Origin of the sequence: Rhodococcus sp. 14-2483-1-2 (assembly GCF_002259405.1) — a bacterium.
Taxonomy (GTDB): domain Bacteria; phylum Actinomycetota; class Actinomycetes; order Mycobacteriales; family Mycobacteriaceae; genus Rhodococcoides.
On record NZ_NPFW01000007.1, the window covers coordinates 118,199 to 141,227 of the forward strand.

Consider the following 23,029-nt stretch of genomic DNA (forward strand, 5'->3'; position numbering starts at 1 on the left):
TCGGGGATCGTATCGTTCGGGCCGGGCGCGGGGTTACTCGAACAGCCAGTGGGTACCTGGGTTACATGACTGACGAGAACGTAGCGGGCGAAGCACGCAAGGGATTGCTCGACGGAATCAAGGGCAAGGCCAAAGAGGTCGTCGGCGCGGTGACCGGCAACGACTCGTTGACAGCCGAGGGCCAATTGCAGGCCGCTCAGGCCCGTGAACACAAGGAAGCACAGGCCACGGAGCGGGTCGCCGAGGCGCAGGCCACCGAAGCCGCCGAGGAACTGGCCGACGTGCGCACTGCGGCCGAGAGTCGCAGGGAGGCCGCGGAGGAAAATGCCGCGGTGACCGAGGCGCAGGCAGATCGAGTTCGCGAGACACAGGTGGTCGCGGCCGAACAGAACAAGCGAGAGGCCGTCGCACAGGAGCGCGCTGCCGCGGAGGTCGACGCGACCGCCGAGCAGATCGAGGCCGACGAGGACCGGCGCATCGAGCAGGCCGCCGCGGACTCCGACGAGATGGTGGCCGCACAGAAGCATCAGGAAGCACTTCGGCAGGCCGAGGCCGATCGCAAGAAGGCCGAAGAGCTCCGCAATCAGGCCTGACCCACTACCGCATACCAGGAGTTTCGCTACATGAGCGTTTTAGCCATACCACTGACCATCCTTCGCATTCAGTACAAGATCGCTCGAATTCCGTTGCAGCTCATCGAGACCAATGTGGTCGAGAAGATGAATGCCGAAGCACCCGCCCGGCTGGTGTACGAGCACACGCTCGGATCACTCGACCGTGCCGTCGGAAACCTGTTGGGAGACAAGAACCTCGCCGACCGCGGGGAGACTCTCGTCGACAGCACCGAGAACCGTGCCGAGGCAGCCCGCTTGGACGCCGAGGCTCGGGCCAAGAAGACCGCGGCCGACGACGAACTGAAGGTGGCTCGCGAGACCGCCGAGAAGGATCGCCGCGCAGCCGACGCCGCTGCCCAGGAAGCCGCACGTGACGCCCGCCAGGAGGCCGAGCGACGCAAACGCGAAGCCGCGGAGGAAGCCGAGCGCAAGGCTGCTGCGGACAAGAAGAAGGCCGACGAGCAGGCCGCGGCCACCGCGAAGGCCGCCGAGGATCGCAAGAAGGCCCAGCAGGCTCAGGTCGACAAGCAGGAGAAGCTGGCCGCCGCGCCGTCCGAGGCCGAATTGGCCGAGGCCGCTGAGCGTTCCGACGAGGCCGCCGCCAAGAAGGACGAGGCGGAGCGCATCGAGAAGCTGTTCATCGCGGAGAAGAACAAGGACTGACGCTCAGCTTCCGAATCGACACCACGGTCGCCCCATCGATGATTCGGTGGGGCGATCTTCGTTGTCCGACGACGTCCGCAGTTAGCACCTCTAATTTGCTTCTCTCACAACACTTCTCGAGATCGACCGAAAACAAGCGCTGGTCCGCGGACAGGTGTATCAATAGAGCACCATCGCACTCCTGTGCAATGTGACCGTAGTAGAAGCCAGGGACGGGGGTCCCATGGAGTGCAGCGCTGCCCTGACCGAGACGAGCGCCGAACACGACGAGCCGACCGACGATCGACTGCTGTGGGCCACTGCAGGCGATCTGTTCGGGGACTGGCGTGACCGAGGCGATGCCGCCCGGTTCGAGCAGTTGGTTCGACTCCTCACGCCGGTCCTCTGGCAGGTCGTCCGAGCAGCAGGAACCGACGAAGAACAAGCACGGGACGTCCTGCAGACGGTCTGGCTGACCCTCGTCCGTTGTCCCGATTCGGTGCGTGACAACAGAGCCGTCGGCCACTGGCTCGTGGTCTCCGCGCGTCGCGAATCGTGGCGTGTGGTGGGCCGCGACAGACGTTCGGTGGCGCTCGACCCGGCCCGAGTGCCCGAGCCCGAACCAGGTTCCTCTGCCGAAATCGAGGCTCTGCAGGTGTCCGATACCCAGGTGCTGTGGCTGGCGGTGAGCAGATTGTCGGCCAGATGCCAACGGCTGGCGCGCGTTGCGGCCAGCCTCGAGCTGACCGACTACAAGTCGCTCGCCGCGGACCTGGGACTCGCGGTCGGCAGTGTCGGTGTGATCCGCCGCCGGTGCCTCGACGCCTTGCGTGCCGACCTCGAACAGCAGGGAGTGACCGGTGTCTGAAGAGAGCAGCCCTCGGTCGGCCGACTCGGCAATTCTCGAACGGCTGGGCCGAATGTGGCAGGAGGCCGATCCCCCACCGCCGGGGCTCGCCGACGATCTGGTGGCGTTCGTCGCGGCGGCCGGTGTGGAGTCCGAATGGGCGGAGATGCACCTGGTGATGTCCGACGACCTTGCCGGGGTCCGAGCAGCCTCGGACGCCAAGACCCTCGAGTTCGAACTGGGGGCCATCGCACTGCTGGTGCGGGTCGCCCCGGAGTCGTCCACGACCGGACGAATCGACGGCTGGCTGACGATCGAGGACGCCGATATCCCCACGGGTACGTTCGTCACCCTCGTCGCCGACGACGGTGACCGCACGACGCACGTCGACGACGCCGGCCGATTCGAGTTCTCCGGCATCCGCGAAAGCCCCTGGCGGCTTCGGTTTTCGTTCTCCGACAGCACACAGCTGATCCAGACCCCTCATCGACAGTGGTAGGAAGGCCGACGACAATGACGAATGACGAGCCGGTGGAGAGCTGGAAGCGGATTCCTCGGGTGGCGGTCGGCATGCCGGGCAACCCGGACGACATCGGTTCCCAGAGCCCGACGCTGTACGTGCGCGACACCGTTCTGGTGTCGTACAGTTCCACCGAAAACCGCGATTCCACAGACGTTCTCGCCGAGGTGGCCGGACATTTCGGCTGGCTGCTCGACAGAGGCTCGCGTGACGATCGGCTGCCGATCTCGGTTCGCTACCCGGATGTCAACGACGAGGACGCCGAGTCCGAGCGGATCGTCGAACGCGTCTTTCTCGTGGCCACCGGGGATTCGGTGGCACCGACCGTCGACGCTGCGGCATTCGTCCGCACGTTCCGAGCCACCCGATCCGACGACGCCCCGGTCGACGTGCAGCTCGAACATGTTCTCGCGATCGGAACTTCGCTGGCCCCGTTCATGTCTCCGTTCATGAGCCCGTTCATGAGCCCCTTCATGTCACCGTTCATGTCTCCCTTCATGTCCGGCGGCTCCCCCGCCGGAATCTATGCGGTCCCCGGAGCCGGCGGCCGGATGCCCGTCGCCTACGTCGGCCCGGCACCGGTGCGACATCCGGATGATCGAATCGACGGTCGACGAGTCCGCGTCGCGATACTCGACACCGGCTGCGGTGCCCACGATTGGCTCGGTTTCGTCGCCAAGGGTGTCGATCAGAACCCCACCATCGGAATCGACGATCCCGCCACCGACCCGGAGGTCCACCCGGATCTGTTGGGTCCGCTGGACGGGCAGATGGATCCGGTCGTCGGTCACGGCACGTTCATCACCGGACTCGTCCATCAGGAGGCACCGGACGCGGACATCCTCACCGCCAGGGTGCTCCACGCGGACGGAATCGTCTACGAGGCAGATGTTCTCGCTGCTCTGAGCGCATTGCTCGAGTACGTTCGAGCAGACGAGGCGAACCACGTCGACGTGCTCAATCTGTCGCTCGGCTTCTATCACGAGGAGGAGCCCGGCTTCACGTCCTCGATCCGCGACGTCCTTGCCGCGCTTCGTCGAACAGGTGTCGTCGTGGTGGCCTCGGCCGGAAACGACGCAACGAACAGGCCCTGCTACCCCGCGGCGTTCTCCCTCGATCCGGACGAACGATCGTGGGCCCCGGTGATCTCGGTGGGCGCGCAGAACCCCAACGGCACCCAGGCGCTGTTCAGCAACACCGGTCGGTGGGTCGACACGTGGGTCTGCGGTGCCGCAGTGGTCAGCACGATGCCGGAGTTCGACGCCGGAGCAACACCGTTGGCGCGACGGCAGGCAGCCGGATCCACGCAGGCACGCGAAACGTTGGACCCCGACGACTTCCTCGGCGGATTCGGCGTGTGGAGTGGCACGTCGTTCGCGGCCCCGATCGTCGCCGGTCGAATCGCTGCGGCGCTCATCGAATCCGTCTCCCTTCGCACCGGCGACGACCGCATCGCCGCCGCCCGCGACGCGGTCGACCGCGTCCGAGCAGCGATCACCGCCGAGAACGATGCGCTCCACTCCAAATCGATCCGATCGAGACGAAACACCCCACGGTGAACTCTCCACGAGAGTTGGTGGAGCGAGCCCAGTCGCTCATCAGCGCCGGACGCCACGACGAGGCCCGGCAGCTACTGGCGCGGGCTCGCGAGCACCTGCCCGACGGTCGCATGCGAGCCGAGGTCGTGTCGGCCACCGCGTGGGTGATGAGCGAAACGGGTGATCTGACAGGCGGGTTCGACATCTGCCGATCCGCACTGCGCGACGACGAATCTGGCGTCGTCCGACTCGGCCCGATCGGCAGGGCGATCCTGCTCGGTCGCCTCGGGGCACTCGAGGTTCGGGCAGGCAACGACGACGCAGCCCTGCCGCTCTTCGGTACTGCCGCCGAAGCATTGGTCGATCACCCCGCAGCCTGCGGCCGAGTGCTGATCAACCGCGGCTACCTGCACCTTCGACGGCGGCAGTTGCCCGAAGCTGCCGTCGACCTCGATGCAGCGATGGAGTTGTTCGCTCGTGTCGGAGATGTCGTCGAGCAAGCGAAGGTGGCACACAATCGCGGCTACGTCGATCTATTGGCCGGTGACCTCGCGGGCGCGCTCGATCGAATGAACACGGCCCGAGAGACGTTGCGCCATCTCTCGTCCGCACACAGGGCAATCTGCGACCTGGACCGCGCCGAGGTTCTCGAGGCCGCAGGAATGATCGGCGACGCGGTCGACACTCTGGAACAAGTACTGAAACTGGTCGAGGATTCCACACAGTGGCACACCCGCGCCGAGGCGGAACTGCTGCTCGCTCGCATTCTCGCCGACGAGGACTTCGACCGCGCCGCGTCTCTCGCAGCCGCAGCAGCACAGCACTTTCGCGAACACGGAAGTGACGGCTCGGCCGTACGAGCAGATGCCGTTGCCGCTCGAATTCGGCTGCACGGTGATCTCCCGAACGGTGTTCCCGCCAGTACCCTCGAGCTGCTGGATCGCCTCGACGAGCGCCACTTGACAGCGCACTCGACCGAGCTGAAACTGCATGTAGCACTGAGCTTTCTGGACTCCGACATCGACCGGGCCGAACGGTACACCGCAGACATCGAAGTTCGCACCGATGCGCCGGTGTCGACCCGCCTACTCGCTGCCCGTGTTCGGTCGGCACTCGAACGCACCCGCGGACGACCCTCCGACGCCCTGACCCATGCGGCACAGGCGATGGACGAATTCGTCGAATGGCAAACGCACTTCGGCAATCTCGGAATGCAGGTGGCAACCCAGCGTGTGGCCACCGATGTGGTCCTTCAGGGGCTCAACGCGGCGTGGGAGACGCAGGATCCGGAGCGAATATTCGACTGGTCCGAACGAGCTCGCGGTGCAGCAGCCGCCTGGAATCCTGTGCGCGCGCCCCGCGACGACGAGATGGTCGGCGCACTTGCCGAAATCCGTTCGCTCCGTGACTCCGACGACGCCGAGGCCCACCGGCGTCGCGTCGAACTCCGCGAACAGGTGCGAGATCTCGGCTGGCGTGGATCGTCGTCCTCGGCGACCTCCCTGTCGCGGCCCGGTGTCGTCGATGCCCAGCGGGCACTGACGGAATCGGACGCGGCGCTGATCACGTATTCGTGGCTCGGCGACAGGGTGGTCGCCATGGTGGTGTCCGCGGGCACCCCGGCCACGTTCGACCTCGGACCGTGGACCGACATCGCCCGGGAACTGTCCGGTCTCCCAGCAGATCTCGACGTGGCCGCCGCGCGTCGGGGCTCTCGCCTGCGCACGTCCGTCGAGAGGTCACTGACCAGGCGGCTGGCTGCTCTCGATCGACTGTTGGTCGTGCCGGTCCTGGCCGATTCGATGCCTCGCCGAATCCTGTTGACGGTGCCCGGTGTGCTCGGCGGTATTCCGTGGGGCCTACTCCCCGGCCTCGCGGCTCGTTCTCTGTCGGTTGCGGTGTCGGTGCAATGGTGGATCGGTAGTTCGTCCGAGGCCGGCACTCGGGCACCGGTAGGCGTGGTGTGCGGGCCGGGCACAGAACACGGCGAACGGGAGGCCAGAGACGTTGCGCAGGCCTGGGAGGGTCGGTCACGGATCGTCACCGGTGCCGATGCCACCACCGTTGCTGCGTCCGATCTCGCCGAAGGGTCGAACATCCTCCACGTCAGCGCACACGGGGGCTATTCGCGCGAACATCCACTGTTCTCGTCGATCGCCCTGACCGACGGCCCGTGGTTCGGCCACGACGTCACCCAGCTCGCGTCGGTGCCGTCGCTCGTGGTCGTGTCCGCCTGCGAAATGGGTCGTGCGGCCGGTGAATTCGATGCGCTCGGCATGGCGCGTGCCTGGCTGCACGCCGGTGCACGATGCGTTATCGCTGCTCCCGCGAACATCGACGACGAACGTGCCGCTGAATTCTTCCCATCCCTGCACCGAAGAATAGCGGGCGGCGAGACCCCAGGCGATGCGCTGGCCACGCTGCGCGGTTGTGCTCCGGAATCGCCAGACCTGGGTGTCGCCGCACTGTGTTACGGAAATGCCTGGTGAACAACATCATCGAGTGATGTATCAGCGACGTGGTCCGGCGCTCCTGATGGTCGTACACACCCGAACGCCCATCACCGAGGAGTGGATATGTCCACCAGACTGACAGACCCGTTCACGGAGGAGCGGCTGATAATCCTCCGCGCTCCAGCGCGACCGGCCATGCGAGATCTCGACGCCGGTCCGGTTGCGATGTCGGCAGAAGCAACCGCGGGCATCACGATCGACATCGACAGCAAGGTCAGCAAGTCGACGATGCGCACGATCGCGAACGACCCCACCGTCGTCGGCTTCTGCCCGTCGTTGCCGATGACACTGATAGAGCCCGTGCCGACGCCACGACTCCACCGATCAGGTGTCGCCGCCACGACGTGGGGTGTCGACGCGGTCGGAGCAACGACCTCGCCGTACACAGGGTCCGGGATCACCGTCGCCGTACTCGACACCGGCATCGACTCGACTCATGCGGCCTTCTCCGGCGTAGAGCTGATCACCCGGGACTTCACCGGGGACGGCAGCGTCATCGACAAGCATGGACACGGAACACACTGCGCTGGAACGATCTTCGGACGCGATCTGAACTCGAAGCGAATCGGTGTTGCCAGCGGTGTGAACCGCGCTCTGATCGGCAAAGTACTCGGGGCCGACGGCGGTGGCACCGACATCCTCACCCAAGCCATGATCTGGGCCCGCGACAACGGAGCACACGTCATCTCCATGTCCCTCGGCATCGACTTCCCCGGCTACGTGAACTACCTGATTCACCAGCGCGGCTACCGCACCGACGTCGCCACATCGGTAGGCCTGCAGGCCTATACCGCCAACGTCAGACTCTTCGAGAAGCTCTCCGAGTTCCTCAACGCCGGTCTCGGACAACCACTCGTCGTTGCCGCCACCGGAAACGAAAGCGGTCGGCATGCCAACCCGCCGTACGAAATCAACGTCTCACCACCGGCCGCCGCGGCCGGCATCATCGCCGTCGGCGCACTCGACAGCAGCGCGGACGGATTCGTCGTCGCACCGTTCTCGAACACTCGGGCAACGGTTTCCGCTCCGGGCGTCGGAATCGAGAGTGCTGGGCTCGGCGGCGGTACCACCACCATGAGCGGAACCAGTATGGCCACACCGCACGTCGCGGGCGTGGCGGCTCTCTGGGCCGAAAAGCTCCGAACGCAAGGGCAACTGAGTCCCCTCGTACTCCAGGCCAAGATCATCGGCGACGCGACCTGCGACCCACTCGCGCCGGGCTTCGATCCCCTCGACGTCGGTGCGGGTCTGGTTCAGGCACCGCAGTCCTGACTCGCTCCACCTTCTTTCGATACGCACCCTCACACCCATGCTCGTGTCACACCTTTCGGAGGATCATCATGACCAGTACCATCCGTTCGACTGGATACATGCTCGATCGCAGCGGCGTTCCCGACGATGTCCTGGAGCTACTACAGGTACTTCCCGGACAACACCAGGTCGAACTCGACCCTGCCGACGCACCGGCAGCAGCCCACTCGTCGTCCACCGAGCCCTACTGCCCCACATGGGCAACGCACGCCGATCCCACTGTCGTGCAGTCGTTCTCCGTGGAAGGAGAGACGTTTCTCGAACCACTGGTGCACGAGGAACCCAACCCTCTTCTCTACCCGATGTGCACGGTCGGGATCGTGTTCACCAGCGCAGGCAGGCGGGGTAGCGGTGTACTCGTGGGGCCGAACTTGCTCCTGACTGCCGGCCACGTCGCACCGTGGGGCGCGAGCTCGTGGAGCATGGAGTTCGTCCCCGCCTTCCGGAACGGCAACCGCCCGTATGGAAGTTCGTACGTCCAGACATACCGCGGCTACAACACGAACGACAATGTGACCGGGCACGATTACGCGATCTGCAAGTTGTTCAAGCCCCTGGGCTCCGCGCTCGGGTGGATGGGTACTGCGTCGTTCGGCAGCGAAGATCAGTACTACAACAAGCGTTACGTCTCGTCGGGGTATCCGGGCAGCTACGGTCAGCGACCGGCCGTCGAGTTGGACATGGGGATCCGCGACATCGACGACGACAGTCCGGGCCGCGAACTCGAGTTCGCGTTGCGCGCAGACCTCGGACCGGGTTGGTCCGGCGGTCCGCTCTGGCAGCACACCGCCAACCCCTATGCCGTCGGTGTGCTGAGCGGAACGGAGAAGGACGGTCTCGACCCGACGCGACTCGTGTACGCCGCCGGAAGCCCCATGGTCGATCTCGTCAACTACGGTCTGGCGAACTGGCGTCCGTAGTCCACACGTTGGCTCGGGTTGCTGGGAGATCCGGTCCGGATGATGCGCCGGCTCGTGATCCAGCACTCGATCAGCTCTGATCGGCCTCGTGGACAACCTCTTCCAGCCCCGCACCGTGTTTTCGGTGCGGGGCTGGAGTCTTCCTGGATTTCAGGCGATGTGGGGGCCTGCGCGGGCGTGGGATGGTCTCGGTTGTCGGTACGGGTCGACAGTGGCCGGTGGTACGAACCAGGGGTGGTTGTCGGTGCCGATGAACACTTCCCAATCGGAGTGGTGGATGAGGCGGTGGTGGAAGCCGCACAGTAGGACGAGGTTGTTCATGTCGGTGGGGCCGCCGTCGCCCCAGTGCCAGATGTGGTGGCCTTCGGTCCAGGCGGCGGGTTTTCCGCAGCCGGGGAACGCGCACCCGTGATCGCGGGCGGTGAGGGCTGTGCGTTGTTTGGCGGTGATGGTACGGGCGGTGCGGGCGAGGTTCAACGGGTTGCCGTTCTCGTCCATCACGATGGCAGTGAGGACACAATCACACGCCAACTGACGGGAAGTATTGCGGGACAGCGGTCCCATCCACGGCAGCCACCCGACCGAAGTGCCGTCGCCGAACAAGTCTCGATATGCGCCACGATCCGCGGTAGGCCCGCTTCCATCGCAGTTGCTGCTGGGTTCGGTCGCTGCTCGGGTGTTCTCGTCGTCGGTGATGTCGTGAACCCCACCCTGAAGATCGGCGAGGTCCTGCAACCGGATGTGCAGGTTGACGTGCGGGCGTTCTCCGCCTTCGATGGGGCGATCACTCGAGGCGAGGTACTGGTCGAGGATGTGTCCGAAGGCGTCGGCTCGGCGTTTGGCGGGGCTGCGGTCGTCTTGGCTGCCGTCGGCTGCGGGGTGGGGTTCGGTCAACGGCGAGAGCGCGGTGAGCAGCTTTTCTCCGGTGACAGCATCGAAATCGCCCTTCAACACCAGCCGCCCATTCAAGGTCTTCGAGGCGAAGAGTTCGTTGCGGTCGGTGTTCTCGGCGGGTGGTTTCTTGGTGCCGAAGCTGTCTTCGAGTCTGGTGATCGCTGCACGAATCCGGCCGGTACGAGCGTCGGGCCCGGTCGCAGCCTTGATCAAGGCGGCGCGGGCCATATCGCGACCCTCTTCCGGCAGGTTCTCCGGTGGGGTTTCGGCGAAGGTGAGGATCAACGCGGCGTGATCGACGGACATCACGCCGGTGTTCACGGCGTCGGCGATGTCGGGAAACGCAGCCATGCCGCGGGCGAGCGCAACGATCTTGGTCGCTTTGCTGGGGGACAGCAGGGTGGTGGAGGTCAGCCATCCGGCGGGTCCGGGGAAACCGAGCTTCTCGCGGGAGACGCGGGTGTCGATTTCGGCGACGAGAGCGATCCGCCGGGCTTCGAGCAGCTGGATCTGGTGGGAGACCGCGGCGGATTCGGCGAGGAGTTCACTCTCGCTCAGTTGCCAGATCTCCGTGGTCATGGGAGCAAGTGTATCGAACGCGCGTTCGACTGGCAACCATCGTTGAACCGAAAACTATTGCCCTGCAGAACTATTCGAGATCCAAGATCTGTCGGTGGCGTGTGATAGGAGCGTCACCGCCCACCCTGAATGTCGCCCGGTATGCGCTGGGCGAGACCCCCAACTCCGCGGCAAGCTGGTTTCGCAATGAGGTTGCCGTGCCGAAGCCGGTGTCGTGGGCGATCCGTTCGATGGTCAGGTCCGTGTTCTCGAGCAACTCCCTCGACCGCTGGACACGCTGCGCCACGATCCAACGAGCCGGAGAGACACCGACTTCGGCGACGAACCTGCGTGAGAACGTCCGCACACTCATCGCTTGATGCCGAGCCAGATCCTCCACCGACAGGGCCGACCCCAGATTGCGCAGTGCCCACTCCTGCGCATCGGCCGTCGACGTACTGTGCGTCCGCGGCACCGGAGTGTCGATGTACTGCGCCTGCCCGCCGCTGCGCTGGGGAGGTACGACGGTTCCGCGCGCCACCCGATTGGCCACAGCCGCACCGAAGTCCTGTCGAATCATGTGCAGACACAGATCGATTCCCGATGCCTCCCCTGCCGCGGTCAACACGTTGCCGTCCTCGGTGTAGAGCACGTTGGGGTCGAGCAGCACCTGCGGATACAGTTCGGCAAAACATGCGGCGGACTTCCAGTGCGTGGTGGCCCGTTTGCCGTCGAGCCGGCCCGCCGCAGCAAGGACGAAAGCGCCCGTGCAGATGGACGCCAATCGCTGACTCGACACCGCGTCGAACAGGGCCGAGGCCGCGGCGAGGTCGGTCTCGTAGTCGACGTCGGAGGCGGGCACGATGACGGTGTCCGCCTCGGCCACAGCCTCGAGCCCTCGTTCGACGAGTATGCGAATGTCGGAGTCGGTGCGAACAGGGCCGGGTACGTCGGTGCAGGTGATCACCTCGTACAGCGCATCGCCGGAGTCGGAGCGAGCCTGCCCGAACAGGCGATGCACGATGCCCAACTCCATCGCGAGGAGACCGTCGCGCACATATACGGCGATGCGATGTGTCATGGCCGAATTCTTTCACATGTTGTCTTTCAGGCCACTGGTTTCGAAATGCGACGTAGCCAAGGATCGAGAGCATGAACATCCTGTGGGTCCATGCCCATCCAGACGCCCGCTCCCTCAACGGTTCCCTGCGTGACGCAGCCCTGGAACAACTTCGCGCCGACGGCCATAGCGTCGAGCAGTCGGATCTGTATGCAATGAAGTGGAATCCGGTGGTCAAGCCACAGGACTACGACCACGATCCGACCGAGCGATTCCAGGTGGCCAACGCGTCGAGATCGGCCTTTGCTGCAGGAACTCAGGCCCCGGAGATCGCCGCGGAACAACAGAAGCTGCTGCGGGCCGATGCCGTCGTGCTGCAGTTTCCGCTGTGGTGGTTCTCGATGCCCGCGATCATGAAAGGCTGGGTGGATCGAGTCTTCGTCGAGGGATTCGGATACGGCATCAGGCGTGCAGACGGCCGCACCAGGCGTTACGGCGACGGCGTGCTCGCCGGCAAGCGTGCGATGGTCGTCGTCAGCATGGGCGGCAGCGAACACACGGTGTCAGCACGCGGCATCAACGGCGACCTGCACGAGATGCTGTACCCGATTCAGCACGGCATCCTCTTCTACACCGGCATGTCCGTACTGCCGCCCGTCCTGATCGCCAGCGCCGACCGGATGACCGAAACCGATTACGCTGCAGCAGAATCAGAGCTCCTACAACGCGTCAAGGGCCTGCCCACGGACGCGCCCATCCCCTACCGCACGCAAAACGGCGGCGACTACGACCGGCGATTCGTACTACGCGATGACATCGAACCCGAGGACACCGGCATCCGAGTACACACCATCAGGTGGTCAATCGAGGACGCGAGCGAGGAACGCTCCGATGTTGTCTTCGACTGTCGCGGTGCGGGTCTCGACATCGAAGTCCTCCTTGAACTGTCGGCCCAATGCCGGGGTCTTCTTCTTTCGCGCATACAGCGAGCACGCGAGGTCCGAGCAGATGTAGGTGCCCACAGTATTGCCACGCCTGCCGGATTCCCCGGCCTTCGCGGCGGCCATCAGAGACACCCCGCCGTTGGCGTGCGTGGTGAGGCAGATGCTGCACATCTGCGCCTTCCTGGGCCCGCCAGGCTTGTAGCGCAACGCGATTCCACACAGGCGATCCCCCGAAGGAGCGACGATATAACTCCTGCCGGCGAGCTTGGGGTCGACCCAACCGAAGAAGTCGAGATCGTCCCACGGCACGTCGTCGATGTTCTCGGGAAGCGAGAGCCGCTTGGCGTCGCCCTTGGACGAATTGACGAACGACGACCTGATGTCGCGTTCGGAGATCGGTTCCATGTCACTGCCTCCAGTGCTGTAAGAGCGTGTCGATTCCGTCGAGGATGCGAGCCCAGGACTGCTGCGAGTCGGGCGCACTGTGACCGAACGAGCCAGACGCATCGAGGCTGGCGTAGCCGTGAAACACACTGCCGAGCAATCGAACTGCATGTACCTGATCCTCTTCACCGAGGTCGTACCCCCGGAGGATCGCTTTCATCATCGCCGAGTGACGCACTCCCGCACTTGCAAGAGCAGTCTCGTGATCGAGCGGAAACTGCGTCGCTGCATAGCGACCGGGGTGTTCGCGCGAATAGTCGAGATACGCGTTGGCGACGGCAACCAGAGCGTCTTTTCCTGCTCGACCCGCCAGTGCCTCGGACACCCGATCGGCCAGTTCCTCCAACGCTAGCAGCGCTATCCCGACGTTCAACTCGTGCGCGTTCTTGAGGTGCGAATACAGGCTTGCCACCTTGACGTCGAAGCGTCTGGCTACCTCACTGGCGGTGACGCGATCGAAGCCGACCTCATCGGCCAGATCCGCTCCCGCCGCCACGATGCGTCGAGCGGTCAATCCTGCACGTGCCATGCCGGCCTCCTCGTTCTTTCGAGGACACCGTAACCAAACCTAAGGGCATTAGGCAAATTGCTATAGCAATCAGCGACCCTGCCACGCCTCCCACAACTGTGCGTATCGTCCACCTGCCGCGAACAGCTGCTCGTGCGGACCCTGTTCCAGAATTCTGCCGTGTTCGAGAACCACCACACGGTCGGCGGCGGCAGCCTGGGTGAGGCGATGCGCGACGATCAACGTGCTGCGCCCTCTGGTCGCTGCCTCGGCCGCGGCTTCGAGGTCTCGTGCCCCGGAACTGCCGGCTTCTGCAGTGGCCTCGTCCAGGACGGCGACGGCGGGGTCGGCGAGAACCAGTCGCGCCAAGGCCAACTGCTGCGACTGAGCCGCGGTCAACTGATGTCCACCCTCGCCGACGGCAGTGTCGAGGCCGTTGTCCAGCGCCTCGACCCACGCCCATGCTCCGACGGTGCGCAGTGCGGCTTCCACGTCGTCGCGACCGGCATCCGGGGCGGCGAGCAGCACGTCGTCGACCAACCGGCCGGCGAACACGTGGACTTCCTGGCTGACGATCGCGACGTGCCGCCGCAACCCTTCGCTGCCCAGCGCATCCAGTGATGCACCCCCGACACGAACCGTCCCCGACGTCGACGCCATCGAACCGGCCGCGATGGATGCGATCGTGGATTTGCCTGCGCCGGTGGAACCGACGAGTGCGACGGTTTCGCCGGCGTCGACCCGGAGGTTCACTCCGTGCAGCACCTCGTGGCCGGACTCGTACTCGTGTCGCAGATCGGTGACGTCCAAGGTGGCGTCGGCGGGCGCGGAACCGTCGCCCACGGGTCGCTCGTCGGGAATGTCGATGACACCGACCAGTCGAGCCAACGATGCACCGGCTGACTGGATGTCGTCGAACGTGAACAGCAGGGTCCCGATCGGATTGAACAGTCGGTGGAACAGCAGTGCAGCGGCCGTCGTCTCGCCGACGGTGACGTAATCGCCGCGCACGAGCAGGAATCCGGCCAACAGGATCACCGACAGTCCGACGCATTCGGCACGATTGTTCCGAGATGCGAACCGGGTGAGCAGGCGGAACACGTCGACACCGATGTCGCGGGCCTTCGCCGACGCCCGATCGATCTCTTTCAGATGCGCCGACTCGAGTCCGTACGCGCGAACGGTTTTCGCGCCCTGCATGCTGCTGACGAAGGACTGCGCACGCTCGCCCATCGCCACGCGTTCGGCCGCGTACTTCGGGGCCGAGCGCGGCAGATACCAGCGCAGAGCGAGGACGTACATCGGCAGCGCGACGAGCCCGGCCAGGCCGAGCCGCCAGTCGATGCCGAGCATCGTGATCATGCTCAGGCATACGAGCAGGAACGCGCCGACGAGCTGCGGGATGACCTCACCGATCGACTTGGCCATCACCGCGACGTCGTCGCCCACCCGGGAGAGCAAGTCTCCCTTGCCTACTCGCTCGAGCGTGGCCACCGGCAGATGCAGCGCGCGGCGCACGACCGCCTCACGCAGCGACGCCAGAATGCCCTCACCGAGACTGCTGATGAGATAGCCGCTGAACCCGGTGACGATGCCGCCGACAACCGCGGCCACCGAGATGACGACGACCACCCCGATGATCGCCGACGAGTCGGCTCCGTCGCGGACTCGGTCGACCAGAACACCGAGCACGTAGACGGGCACCAACGACATCGCCGCCGCAATTGCGCCGAGGAGCAGCGTGACCGCCGTACGCGCCCGTCGTAGCTTCAGCTGTTCGAGCAGCCACTTCCCGGAGCGGGCTCCGGTGGCGATCGGAAGGAGTTCGGGGGTGGTCATCGCAGCACCGCGTCCTTGTACTGCGCGTCCGAGGACGCGAGATCGTGGTGCGTTCCCTCGGCGACGACGCGACCGTCGTCGACGACGAGAACGCGATGGGTCACCGACAGCAGCGCGGGGCTGGTGGTGATGAGGATCGTTGTCTGCGATGTCCTTTCGGTGTGCCGGAGTTCGGCGATGCCGCGAGCGATGGCGTGCTCGGTGACCGCGTCGACAGCGGTGGTGGGGTCGTGCAGTACCAGGACCGGGGCGTCGACCGACAGTGCTCGCGCCAACGCCACTCGCTGGCGTTGGCCGCCGGACAGGCTGGCTCCGCGGTCGGTGACGGCGTGATCGAGACCGGCATCGTGCAATTCGACGACGTCGGTGGCCGCGGATGCCTGGAGAACTCGGTCGAGTTCGGCGTCGGGCCGCTCCCGCCCGGCGGTGACGTTGCTGCGGACGGTGCCCGCGAACAGGTCGGTGATGTGGGGCTCGACGAGCACCGTCTCGCGGGCGCGTCGAAGATCGATCTCTCCCGCCGCAATGCCGCCGATACGAACAGATCCGGTGTAGTCGGCGTCGGAGATCTGACCGGACAGCAGCGTGGCCAGCGCTTCCCCGTCCTGGGGCCGGTAGGCGACCACGCCGAGCATCTCGCCCGGTTCTGCGCGGAAGGTGAATCCGTCGAGGGAACGGAACCGGACGTTGTCGACACCGAGATCGGCCCCGACGGGCACCGCGGAGTCCGACTGCGGCAGAACGTGTTCCGCACCGAGCACGAGGGCGAGCCGGTCGGCCGACCCGCGCACCATCGCAACGACGCCGGGGATCCTCGCCAATCCGGTCAGGGGTTCGATGACGAACTGGGCGAGACCGATGACCGTGATCAACTCACCGACCGAAATGCGGCCCTGCAGCGCGAACCAACCTGCGGTACCGGCGATCCCGACGGCCAGCAACGCGTTGACCGTCGCCGACAAGCCCTGATAGACGTTGTTCGCGCGAGCCAACTTGAGAGTCGCAGCCAACGCTGTTCGACTCGACGTCACGAATCGCTGCGTCGCGGCATTCTCGGCACCGATCCCGCGCAGCGGCCGCACTCCGCTGACCAGATCGGTGGCCATACCCGACACACCGGCCACCTCGGCCTGCTGCGCAGTGGCAGCACGGGTGAGCAACGGAGCGAGGCGTTGCAGCGCGATCAGGATGACCGGCGTCCCGATGACGACCGCGAGGCCCAGAGGAATATCGATGATCAGCAACGCCACTGCCGAGGCGACGACCGCCACGGCCGACGCGAAGACCCGGGCGATCAGATCGAGGATCCAGGACTCCTTCTCGGCGTCGGACGTCGAGACCGTCAGCAACTCTCCTGCCGACAGCTCGGTACGCACACCCCGCGGATCGAGGACGCGGCCGGCGACTTCGACGCGCACCAGATGCGCCTCCCGCTCGATGGCGACCACGATGATGCGGGCACCGACCCGCCACGCGTACGACAGGGTGACGAACAAGGCCGCCAGACCGACCAACGACAGAATCATCGCGGTCACATCACCGGTGTCGATGGCCCGCGAGACGATCAGTCCGATGGCCACCGGGACCATCGTTTCGCACAGTTGATGCACCCCGAACAGCAGCGACGAGACGATCAGGCGGGTGCGATGCCGTCGTACGGTGCGGCGGAGAATCGCGGAGCCGGTGGCCGGAGAAGGCACCTCCACCACTGTCCGAGCATGGCGGAGCGGCACAGAATCGGTCATTTGCTGCAGCCTATGGCATCGGGAACTGGCGATGGGGCGCCACATTTACATAGAGTCGGGTCCAACGAACACCGTGTAAGCCCAGCAGAGAGTACGGAGAACACCATGCCTGCCAAGACTTCGACCGACAACGACATCGCCGACGAAGACATCGTCCCACTCGAGTACGAGACGGCCAGCCAGGCTCAGCGCGTCGTCGCTGCCTACGCGACCGATGCCGACGAATGCCGCATGTTGCTGTCGATGTTGGGTATAGATCCCGTAGCGAAGACCGACTGACAGGTTTTCGCAGGACTGTTTACCCAGGGATCTACAAGCGGATTGGACAGTTGTGGCTGACGCCTCGCAGGGTTCGGATTTTGTCGTCGTGGCCAACCGGTTGCCGGTCGATCTGGAAAAGCTTCCGGACGGAAGCACACGATGGAAGCGAAGCCCAGGCGGGTTGGTCACCGCTCTCGAACCGATTCTGCGTGCCAACAAGGGTGCGTGGGTGGGGTGGGTCGGCGTCTCGGACGTCGACGTCGAGCCGTTCGTCGAGGACGGCCTCCAGCTGCGTCCGGTCACGATCAGCGAGAAGGAATACACCCAGTACTACGAGGGCTTCTCCAACGCGACGCTGTGGCCGCTCTATCACGACGTCATCGTCAAGCCGGAGTACGACCGCGACTGGTGGAACGCCTACGTAGAGGTCAACCGCCGCTTCGCCGAGAAGACCTCCGAGGCCGCAGCACAGGGCGCGACGGTCTGGATCCAGGACTACCAGCTCCAGCTCGTCCCGAAGATGCTGCGGATGCTGCGCCCCGACCTGACCATCGGGTTCTTCCTGCACATCCCGTTCCCGCCGATCGAACTGTTCATGCAGATGCCGTGGCGCACCGAGATCGTCGAAGGACTGCTCGGAGCCGACCTCATCGGTTTCCACCTGTCCGGCGGCGCGCAGAACTTCCTCTACCTTGCCCGACGCCTCGCCGGGGGAACCACCTCGCGCGGAACTGTCGGAGTGCGGTCCAAGCTCGGCGTCGTGCAGGTCGGCTTCCGGACCGTGCGAGTCGGCGCGTTCCCGATCTCCATCGATTCCGGTGACCTCGACACCAAGTCGCGCTCCAAGGCCGTCCGTGATCGCGCGAAGCAACTGCGCAAGGATCTGGGGAATCCCAAGCGCATCATGCTCGGCGTCGATCGCCTCGACTACACCAAGGGAATCGACGTTCGACTGAACGCGTTTCGCGAACTGCTCGAAGAGGGCCGCGTCGATCCGGCCGAGAACGTCATCGTGCAGTTGGCGACGCCCAGCCGGGAACGCGTCGAGAGCTACGTCGCCATGCGCGGCGAAATCGAGCAGCAGGTGGGCCGCATCAACGGCGAGTACGGCCAGGTGGGCCACCCCGTGGTGCACTACCTGCACCGGCCGATCCCCCGCGACGATCTGCTGGCCTACTTCGTTGCCGCCGACGTCATGCTGGTCACCCCCTTGCGCGACGGTATGAACCTCGTCGCCAAGGAATACGTGGCCTGCCGCAGCGATCTCGGTGGCGCGTTGGTGCTCAGCGAATTCACCGGTGCAGCAGCCGAACTGCGCCAGGCGTACCTGTGCAACCCACACGACCTGGACAGCGTCAAGGACGCGATCATCGGAGCCCTCGAACAGGAACCGGAATCGGGCAAGCGACACATGCGCGCCATGCGTCGGCAGGTTCTCGCGCACGACGTCGACCGCTGGGCCCGCTCCTTCCTGACCGCGCTCGCAGCGCCGGCGGAGGGCACCAACCTCACCCGATAAATTCGCTTTCCAGACACCGTCGACGGCTGCTACTTTGCCGTCGACGGTTTTTTATGTATCGAGTTCATGCGTTTTCACGTGAGGAGGTGGGCATCGTGGCCACCTGGACGATTGCACCCCTGAGCCCTCGTTCCTCCTCCCCCAAGGATCTCGCATGTCTCCACTCGCGCATTACGGCCTCGATCAGCACTGGCTGACGGAATTCGAAAAGCATTCTCAGGAAACAACTCTCGCCCGCGTCGTTCGCGTCGACCGCGGTGAATTCGACGCCGTCACCGACAGCGGCATCGTCCGATGCACCGGCACCGGTATCTGCACCGGTGATTGGGTGACACTGGACTCGTTCAGGCTCGTTGCCACACTTCCTCGCCGCACATCCATCGAACGCGCCTCCGCCGGATCCACCTCCGACATACAGGTTCTCGGAGCCAACGTCGACACCGTCGTCGTCACGGTCGCGTCGGACACGGCCCTCGACCTCGGTCGCGTCGAGCGCTACATCACCCTCGCCTGGGGCAGCGGCGCTGTTCCCGTTCTCGCGATCACCAAGACCGATAGCGGAAGCGTCGTCGAAGAGCTACTGCTGGCCGCCGCGCCGGGCGTCACCGTGTGCAGCACCAGTGCGATGTCGGACGGCGGAATCGACTCGTTGTCAGCGCATCTGCGCGGCACAGTCGCCCTGATCGGGCCGTCGGGATCCGGAAAGTCGACACTCGGCAACGCCCTGTTGGGCGGTTCGGTTCTCGCCACCGGTGCCACCCGGTCGGCCGACGGCAAGGGCAGGCACACGACGGTGCATCGGGAATTGGTGCCGATTCCTTCCTCGAGCCTGGTGCTGCTGGACACCCCGGGTTTGCGTTCCGTGGGCGTACAGGGATCGGAAGACGCTGTGGCGAGCGCCTTTTCCGACATCGAAGAGCTGGCCGAGTCGTGTCGGTTCGGTGACTGCGCGCACGAACACGAACCCGGCTGTGCGGTGCTCGCCGCCGTCGATGCGGGTCAGCTCACCGACAGAAGGTTGGGCAACTACCGAAAACTGTTGCGGGAGAATGCCTGGTCGACCTCGCGGCACGACGCTCGAGCGCGCAGCGAGAAGCTGCGCGAGCACAAGCAGATCTCGAAATCGTTGCGGCAGAAGTACGCCGTCGAACGATCGAAGCGCTAGGTCAGCTCTCGTCGAACAGCGAGGGGCTCTCACTCTCGGCCTCGGCCTGCGGGGCCGAACCCTCGCTGCTCGACGCCTTGCGCACCACCTCGACCGTGGTGGTGCGTACCGACAACCGGTGCCCGTCGTGATGCTCGAGCAACGCCAGACCCTGACGAATCTCGAGCACCTTCCACGGGCCGGCATGCCCGGACGCCTGAACCAGGTCGCCTGGTGCGATCTCGGAAGCCACTGTTGTTCTCCATTCAGCGAGCAATCGGGTTCGAGCAAGTCTGTGACACACACCCTATCGGGCGTGCTCTGCGTGCATCTCACTTGCTCGTCGAACAATTTAGGAGTACTCATGTAATAGTTGTAGATATACAAGCATTATCGCGGAGGTGAACGTGGCCGAGTTGACTCGACGACACCGGTATCTCGTGCTCGGCATCTGCTGCCTGAGTCTGTTTCTCGTCAGCACCGACAACACGATCGTCAACGTCGCACTGCCGTCGATGCGCGCAGATCTGAACGCTTCGGTATCGGGTCTGCAGTGGATCATCGATGCATACACGCTGGTCGTGGCGTCACTGCTGATGCTCGGCGGCTCGATGGCCGACAAGTACGGCCGCAAGCGCTTCTTCCTGATCGGCACCGGAACGTTCGTCCTCGGCTCCTTGCTGTGCAGCGTCGCACCGTCGCTCGGATGGCTCGTCGCCTTCCGCATGCTGCAGGCCGTCGGCGGCTCGATGATGAATCCTGTCGCGATGTCGATCATCACCAACACCTTCACCGACCCGAAAGAACGTGCAGGAGCCATCGGCATGTGGGGTGCCGTCGTCGGAATCTCCATGTCTGCGGGTCCGGCCCTCGGCGGCATCCTCGTCACCGGTGCCGGTTGGCAGTCCATCTTCTGGATCAACGTCCCCGTCGGGATCTTCGCCTTGGCGATGACACTGAAATTCGTCCCGGAATCCAAAGCCGAACACTCACGCAAGTTCGATCCGGCCGGCCAGTTCCTCATCTTCGCGTTCCTCGCGTCCCTGGTCTTCACCATCATCGAAGGTCCCGCGAAGGGTTGGGGATCGCCGCTGATCGTGTTCACCGGTGCCGTCGCCATCGGCTCTCTCGTCGGACTACTGGTGGTGGAGTCGCGAATCGAGGAACCGCTCATCCAACTGAAGTTCTTCCGCAGCGCGCCGTTCAGCGGAGCGACGGTGATCGCGGTGTGTGCTTTCGCGTCCCTCGGCGGATTCCTGTTCCTCAACACCCTCTATCTGCAGGACGTGCGCGGATACTCACCACTGCACGCCGGTCTCTACACCCTGCCGATGGCGTTGATGACGCTGATCTTCGCGCCGATCTCGGGCCGCATCGTCGGCACACTGGGAGCGCGCATTCCGCTGCTCGTCGCCGGTATCGGCTTCGTGGCCTCGGCGCTGATGCTCACCCGCCTGACTCCGACCACGTCGTTCGCGTGGCTGGCCGTCGCGTACGTGATTTTCGGAATATCCTTCGGCATGGTCAACGCCCCGATCACCAACACCGCGGTGTCCGGAATGCCGCGCAGTCAGGCCGGAGTGGCATCCGCCATCGCGTCGACGAGCAGGCAGGTGGGTCAATCGCTCGGCGTGGCCGTCGTCGGATCCATCGTCACGGCGAGCATCGTCGGCGAGATCTCCGACGGCTTCACCGCAGCCGCGGTTCCCGCGTGGTACGTCATCGCAGGCGCAGGCGTGGTGGTCACCGCGCTCGCAGTGGTCACCACCGGCCGGTGGGCCCGCGCGACCGCCGATCGAATCGACCAACCGGTGCTCGTATGACCGGGACGGAGGCAGCACTCATCTGGCGCGAGATGCGTGCGCTGATGCTCGAGAAGCACGACACCCGCCGAGCCGTCGCCGACGCCACGGGGATGAGTTTCCTGCGGGCCAAGCTGCTCACCAAGTTGCTCGCGGGCGATCGGACGGTCACCGAACTGGCCGAGATCCTCGCCTCCGATGCGCCGTACGTCTCGCTCAACGTTCGCGAGCTGGAAAAACGGGAACTGGTGATCCGCACCGAAGATCCCACCGATCGCCGACGCCGCATCATCGGACTCACCGAATCCGGACGCCTCCTCGCCGAGAAGGCCCGAGCGATCGCCGACGCCCCACCGCCGGAATTCACGACGGTATCCGCCGAAGACCTGGCACATCTACGACGCATTCTGCAGCTGCCCTGATTACTCGCTTCAGCGGCGGATGGCGTCGAGCGGTGTGCCGATCTCGACGAGCGCGCGCACGGTCGCCGCTTCCATTCCCGGCGAGCCGCAGACCAGGATCTGGCGATCCGGGAACGGCCCCTGCGTGGCGACGACGTCTGCCACACTGCCCTCCCAGCAATGCTCGGGCTCGAAGAACGCTGTGCTGGAACCGATCTCGGCATGAATGCGATCGTTCCATCGATCCGACGCCCACGGCTCGTGCAGTTGGTCGACGACGGGAACGACGGTCAACCACGGCAGCTCCGACGCCATCAACCACAGCATGTCCCCGGCGTACAGATCGCGAGGCGACTTGCCGCCGACGAACAGCGTCACATTCGGTGGATGTTGGCGGCGAGTGAGGTCCAGCAGAATCGCGCGCAACGGAGCGAGGCCGGTGCCACCCGCGATCATGACGACGTCGCGCCCCGAATCGTCGACATGCAGACCGCCCTGCGGATCGCTGATCTGCCACACGTGACCGGGCCGCGTCTCGTTGACGATCGAGCCGCTCACCCACCCGGCCGGCACGGCTCGAACGTGGAATTCCAACTTTCCGTCTCGCGACGGCGGCAGCGCGGGTGAGTATCGCCGTGTCAGCGCGGCGTTCTGGGGCACTGTCACCGACACCGACTGGCCTGCCGCGAACGGCACAGCGTCGCCTTCGAGTCTGATGACCGCGAGGTCGTTCCGAAGGCGATGATATTGAACGACCGTCGAACTCCACGCCTGCATGCCGACCAGGATAGGGGTCGAAGCGGGGTGTCTCGCAAACGCGCGTGAGGTTCGGCACCGCTGCCCGGCTCGACGTCGCAAATGCGCGCGCGTCTGCTGGATGCGCGCGGAATAGCCAGCGAATCAGGGGCGAATCTGCGCGCACCTGACGAATGCGCGCGCGTTTGCGGGGATGTGCGCGGGAGAGACCCGCGACGCAGCTCCAGTGGATCGGCTCAACCCCGGTGG

Annotated in this window: 21 protein-coding genes and 1 pseudogene; 14 read left to right on the plus strand and 8 right to left on the minus strand. The window is 65.1% G+C overall.

Translation table 11 applies throughout. The annotated features are described in order from the left end of the window. Positions 1-65: 65 nt before the first annotated feature. From CH295_RS05270 to CH295_RS05305, 8 genes are all read left to right on the plus strand, one after another. Complete coding sequence (locus CH295_RS05270; RefSeq protein ID WP_037194096.1) at positions 66-593, plus strand: hypothetical protein; 528 nt, start codon at positions 66-68, stop codon at positions 591-593. Positions 594-623: 30 nt separating this feature from the next. Continuing rightward, positions 624-1,277: a hypothetical protein gene (locus CH295_RS05275; protein ID WP_094632857.1), complete on the plus strand. Its 654-nt coding sequence runs from the start codon at positions 624-626 to the stop codon at positions 1,275-1,277. Positions 1,278-1,467: 190 nt separating this feature from the next. Further along, a complete protein-coding gene (locus CH295_RS05280; protein ID WP_141216584.1) occupies positions 1,468-2,124 on the plus strand; it encodes an RNA polymerase sigma factor in 657 nt (218 codons plus the stop codon). Next, positions 2,117-2,602, plus strand: coding sequence for a hypothetical protein (locus tag CH295_RS05285; RefSeq protein WP_094632855.1), 486 nt, complete (start codon positions 2,117-2,119; stop codon positions 2,600-2,602). Before CH295_RS05280 ends, CH295_RS05285 begins: the two co-directional genes overlap by 8 nt. Positions 2,603-2,616: 14 nt before the next feature. Further along, positions 2,617-4,182, plus strand: coding sequence for a S8 family peptidase (locus CH295_RS05290; protein ID WP_094739973.1), 1,566 nt, complete (start codon positions 2,617-2,619; stop codon positions 4,180-4,182). Next, positions 4,179-6,650, plus strand: a complete 2,472-nt coding sequence (locus CH295_RS05295; RefSeq protein ID WP_094739974.1) for a CHAT domain-containing protein — start codon at positions 4,179-4,181, stop codon at positions 6,648-6,650. The genes CH295_RS05290 and CH295_RS05295 overlap by 4 nt, the downstream gene beginning before the upstream one ends. Positions 6,651-6,737: 87 nt before the next feature. After that, positions 6,738-7,946, plus strand: a complete 1,209-nt coding sequence (locus tag CH295_RS05300; protein ID WP_094739975.1) for a S8 family peptidase — start codon at positions 6,738-6,740, stop codon at positions 7,944-7,946. A 68-nt stretch (positions 7,947-8,014) separates the two neighbouring features. After that, positions 8,015-8,905, plus strand: a complete 891-nt coding sequence (locus tag CH295_RS05305) for a trypsin-like serine peptidase (protein ID WP_141216958.1) — start codon at positions 8,015-8,017, stop codon at positions 8,903-8,905. 150 nt (positions 8,906-9,055) lie between these two features. On the opposite strand, the gene CH295_RS05310 is transcribed toward CH295_RS05305, so the two are convergent. Further along, positions 9,056-10,378, minus strand: a complete 1,323-nt coding sequence (locus tag CH295_RS05310; protein WP_094739977.1) for an HNH endonuclease signature motif containing protein — start codon at positions 10,376-10,378, stop codon at positions 9,056-9,058. Between the two features lie 70 nt (positions 10,379-10,448). Further along, entirely contained in the window at positions 10,449-11,438 is a 990-nt protein-coding gene (locus CH295_RS05315; RefSeq protein WP_170945759.1) for a GlxA family transcriptional regulator, read from the minus strand. 71 nt (positions 11,439-11,509) lie between these two features. On the opposite strand from CH295_RS05315, the pseudogene CH295_RS05320 reads away from it, so the two are divergent. Then, a pseudogene (locus CH295_RS05320) lies at positions 11,510-12,265 on the plus strand (NAD(P)H-dependent oxidoreductase); the annotation flags it as partial. 12 nt (positions 12,266-12,277) lie between these two features. On the opposite strand, the gene CH295_RS05325 reads toward CH295_RS05320, so the two are convergent. From CH295_RS05325 to CH295_RS05340, 4 genes are all read right to left on the minus strand, one after another. Continuing rightward, complete coding sequence (locus CH295_RS05325; protein ID WP_094739978.1) at positions 12,278-12,766, minus strand: FBP domain-containing protein; 489 nt, start codon at positions 12,764-12,766, stop codon at positions 12,278-12,280. A gap of 1 nt (position 12,767) precedes the next feature. Further along, a complete protein-coding gene (locus CH295_RS05330; RefSeq protein ID WP_094632848.1) occupies positions 12,768-13,334 on the minus strand; it encodes a TetR/AcrR family transcriptional regulator in 567 nt (188 codons plus the stop codon). Positions 13,335-13,403: 69 nt separating this feature from the next. After that, entirely contained in the window at positions 13,404-15,152 is a 1,749-nt protein-coding gene (locus tag CH295_RS05335; RefSeq protein WP_094739979.1) for an ABC transporter ATP-binding protein, read from the minus strand. Next, a complete protein-coding gene (locus CH295_RS05340) occupies positions 15,149-16,897 on the minus strand; it encodes an ABC transporter ATP-binding protein (protein WP_170945760.1) in 1,749 nt (582 codons plus the stop codon). Before CH295_RS05340 ends, CH295_RS05335 begins: the two co-directional genes overlap by 4 nt. 105 nt (positions 16,898-17,002) lie before the next feature. Between CH295_RS05340 and CH295_RS27695 the strand changes: the two genes are divergently transcribed. The 3 genes from CH295_RS27695 (at position 17,003) to rsgA (ending at position 19,842) form a co-directional block, all read left to right on the plus strand. Next, positions 17,003-17,176: a hypothetical protein gene (locus tag CH295_RS27695; RefSeq protein WP_008710019.1), complete on the plus strand. Its 174-nt coding sequence runs from the start codon at positions 17,003-17,005 to the stop codon at positions 17,174-17,176. A 52-nt stretch (positions 17,177-17,228) separates the two neighbouring features. Beyond that, entirely contained in the window at positions 17,229-18,677 is a 1,449-nt protein-coding gene (locus tag CH295_RS05345; protein ID WP_037194081.1) for an alpha,alpha-trehalose-phosphate synthase (UDP-forming), read from the plus strand. Between the two features lie 154 nt (positions 18,678-18,831). After that, positions 18,832-19,842, plus strand: a complete 1,011-nt coding sequence (gene rsgA / locus CH295_RS05350) for a ribosome small subunit-dependent GTPase A (RefSeq protein ID WP_094739980.1) — start codon at positions 18,832-18,834, stop codon at positions 19,840-19,842. A gap of 1 nt (position 19,843) precedes the next feature. On the opposite strand, the gene CH295_RS05355 is transcribed toward rsgA, so the two are convergent. After that, entirely contained in the window at positions 19,844-20,074 is a 231-nt protein-coding gene (locus CH295_RS05355; RefSeq protein ID WP_094619162.1) for a hypothetical protein, read from the minus strand. 154 nt (positions 20,075-20,228) lie between these two features. On the opposite strand from CH295_RS05355, the gene CH295_RS05360 reads away from it, so the two are divergent. Together CH295_RS05360 and CH295_RS05365 are read left to right on the plus strand one after the other, a co-directional pair. Further along, complete coding sequence (locus tag CH295_RS05360; RefSeq protein ID WP_094740280.1) at positions 20,229-21,644, plus strand: MFS transporter; 1,416 nt, start codon at positions 20,229-20,231, stop codon at positions 21,642-21,644. Then, entirely contained in the window at positions 21,641-22,045 is a 405-nt protein-coding gene (locus CH295_RS05365) for a MarR family winged helix-turn-helix transcriptional regulator (protein ID WP_094739981.1), read from the plus strand. The genes CH295_RS05360 and CH295_RS05365 overlap by 4 nt, the downstream gene beginning before the upstream one ends. Before the next feature lie 9 nt (positions 22,046-22,054). Here the strand turns inward: CH295_RS05365 and CH295_RS05370 are convergent, their stop codons facing one another. After that, positions 22,055-22,801 (minus strand): FAD-binding oxidoreductase, encoded by a 747-nt coding sequence (locus CH295_RS05370; protein ID WP_094739982.1) that lies wholly within the window; start codon positions 22,799-22,801, stop codon positions 22,055-22,057. Between the last annotated feature and the right edge of the window lie 228 nt (positions 22,802-23,029).

What these genes read in the sequence shown, in the direction of transcription:
- CH295_RS05270 (WP_037194096.1), top strand. Translation starts at nt 66, where the DNA reads ATGACTGACGAGAACGTAGCGGGCGAAGCACGCAAGGGATTGCTCGAC.
- CH295_RS05275 (WP_094632857.1), top strand. Translation starts at nt 624, where the DNA reads ATGAGCGTTTTAGCCATACCACTGACCATCCTTCGCATTCAGTACAAG.
- CH295_RS05290 (WP_094739973.1), top strand. Translation starts at nt 2,617, where the DNA reads ATGACGAATGACGAGCCGGTGGAGAGCTGGAAGCGGATTCCTCGGGTG.
- CH295_RS05300 (WP_094739975.1), top strand. Translation starts at nt 6,738, where the DNA reads ATGTCCACCAGACTGACAGACCCGTTCACGGAGGAGCGGCTGATAATC.
- CH295_RS05305 (WP_141216958.1), top strand. Translation starts at nt 8,015, where the DNA reads ATGACCAGTACCATCCGTTCGACTGGATACATGCTCGATCGCAGCGGC.
- CH295_RS05310 (WP_094739977.1), bottom strand. Translation starts at nt 10,378, where the DNA reads ATGACCACGGAGATCTGGCAACTGAGCGAGAGTGAACTCCTCGCCGAA.
- CH295_RS05315 (WP_170945759.1), bottom strand. Translation starts at nt 11,438, where the DNA reads ATGACACATCGCATCGCCGTATATGTGCGCGACGGTCTCCTCGCGATG.
- CH295_RS05325 (WP_094739978.1), bottom strand. Translation starts at nt 12,766, where the DNA reads ATGGAACCGATCTCCGAACGCGACATCAGGTCGTCGTTCGTCAATTCG.
- CH295_RS05330 (WP_094632848.1), bottom strand. Translation starts at nt 13,334, where the DNA reads ATGGCACGTGCAGGATTGACCGCTCGACGCATCGTGGCGGCGGGAGCG.
- CH295_RS05335 (WP_094739979.1), bottom strand. Translation starts at nt 15,152, where the DNA reads ATGACCACCCCCGAACTCCTTCCGATCGCCACCGGAGCCCGCTCCGGG.
- CH295_RS05340 (WP_170945760.1), bottom strand. Translation starts at nt 16,897, where the DNA reads ATGACCGATTCTGTGCCGCTCCGCCATGCTCGGACAGTGGTGGAGGTG.
- CH295_RS27695 (WP_008710019.1), top strand. Translation starts at nt 17,003, where the DNA reads ATGCCTGCCAAGACTTCGACCGACAACGACATCGCCGACGAAGACATC.
- rsgA (WP_094739980.1), top strand. Translation starts at nt 18,832, where the DNA reads ATGTCTCCACTCGCGCATTACGGCCTCGATCAGCACTGGCTGACGGAA.
- CH295_RS05365 (WP_094739981.1), top strand. Translation starts at nt 21,641, where the DNA reads ATGACCGGGACGGAGGCAGCACTCATCTGGCGCGAGATGCGTGCGCTG.
- CH295_RS05370 (WP_094739982.1), bottom strand. Translation starts at nt 22,801, where the DNA reads ATGCAGGCGTGGAGTTCGACGGTCGTTCAATATCATCGCCTTCGGAAC.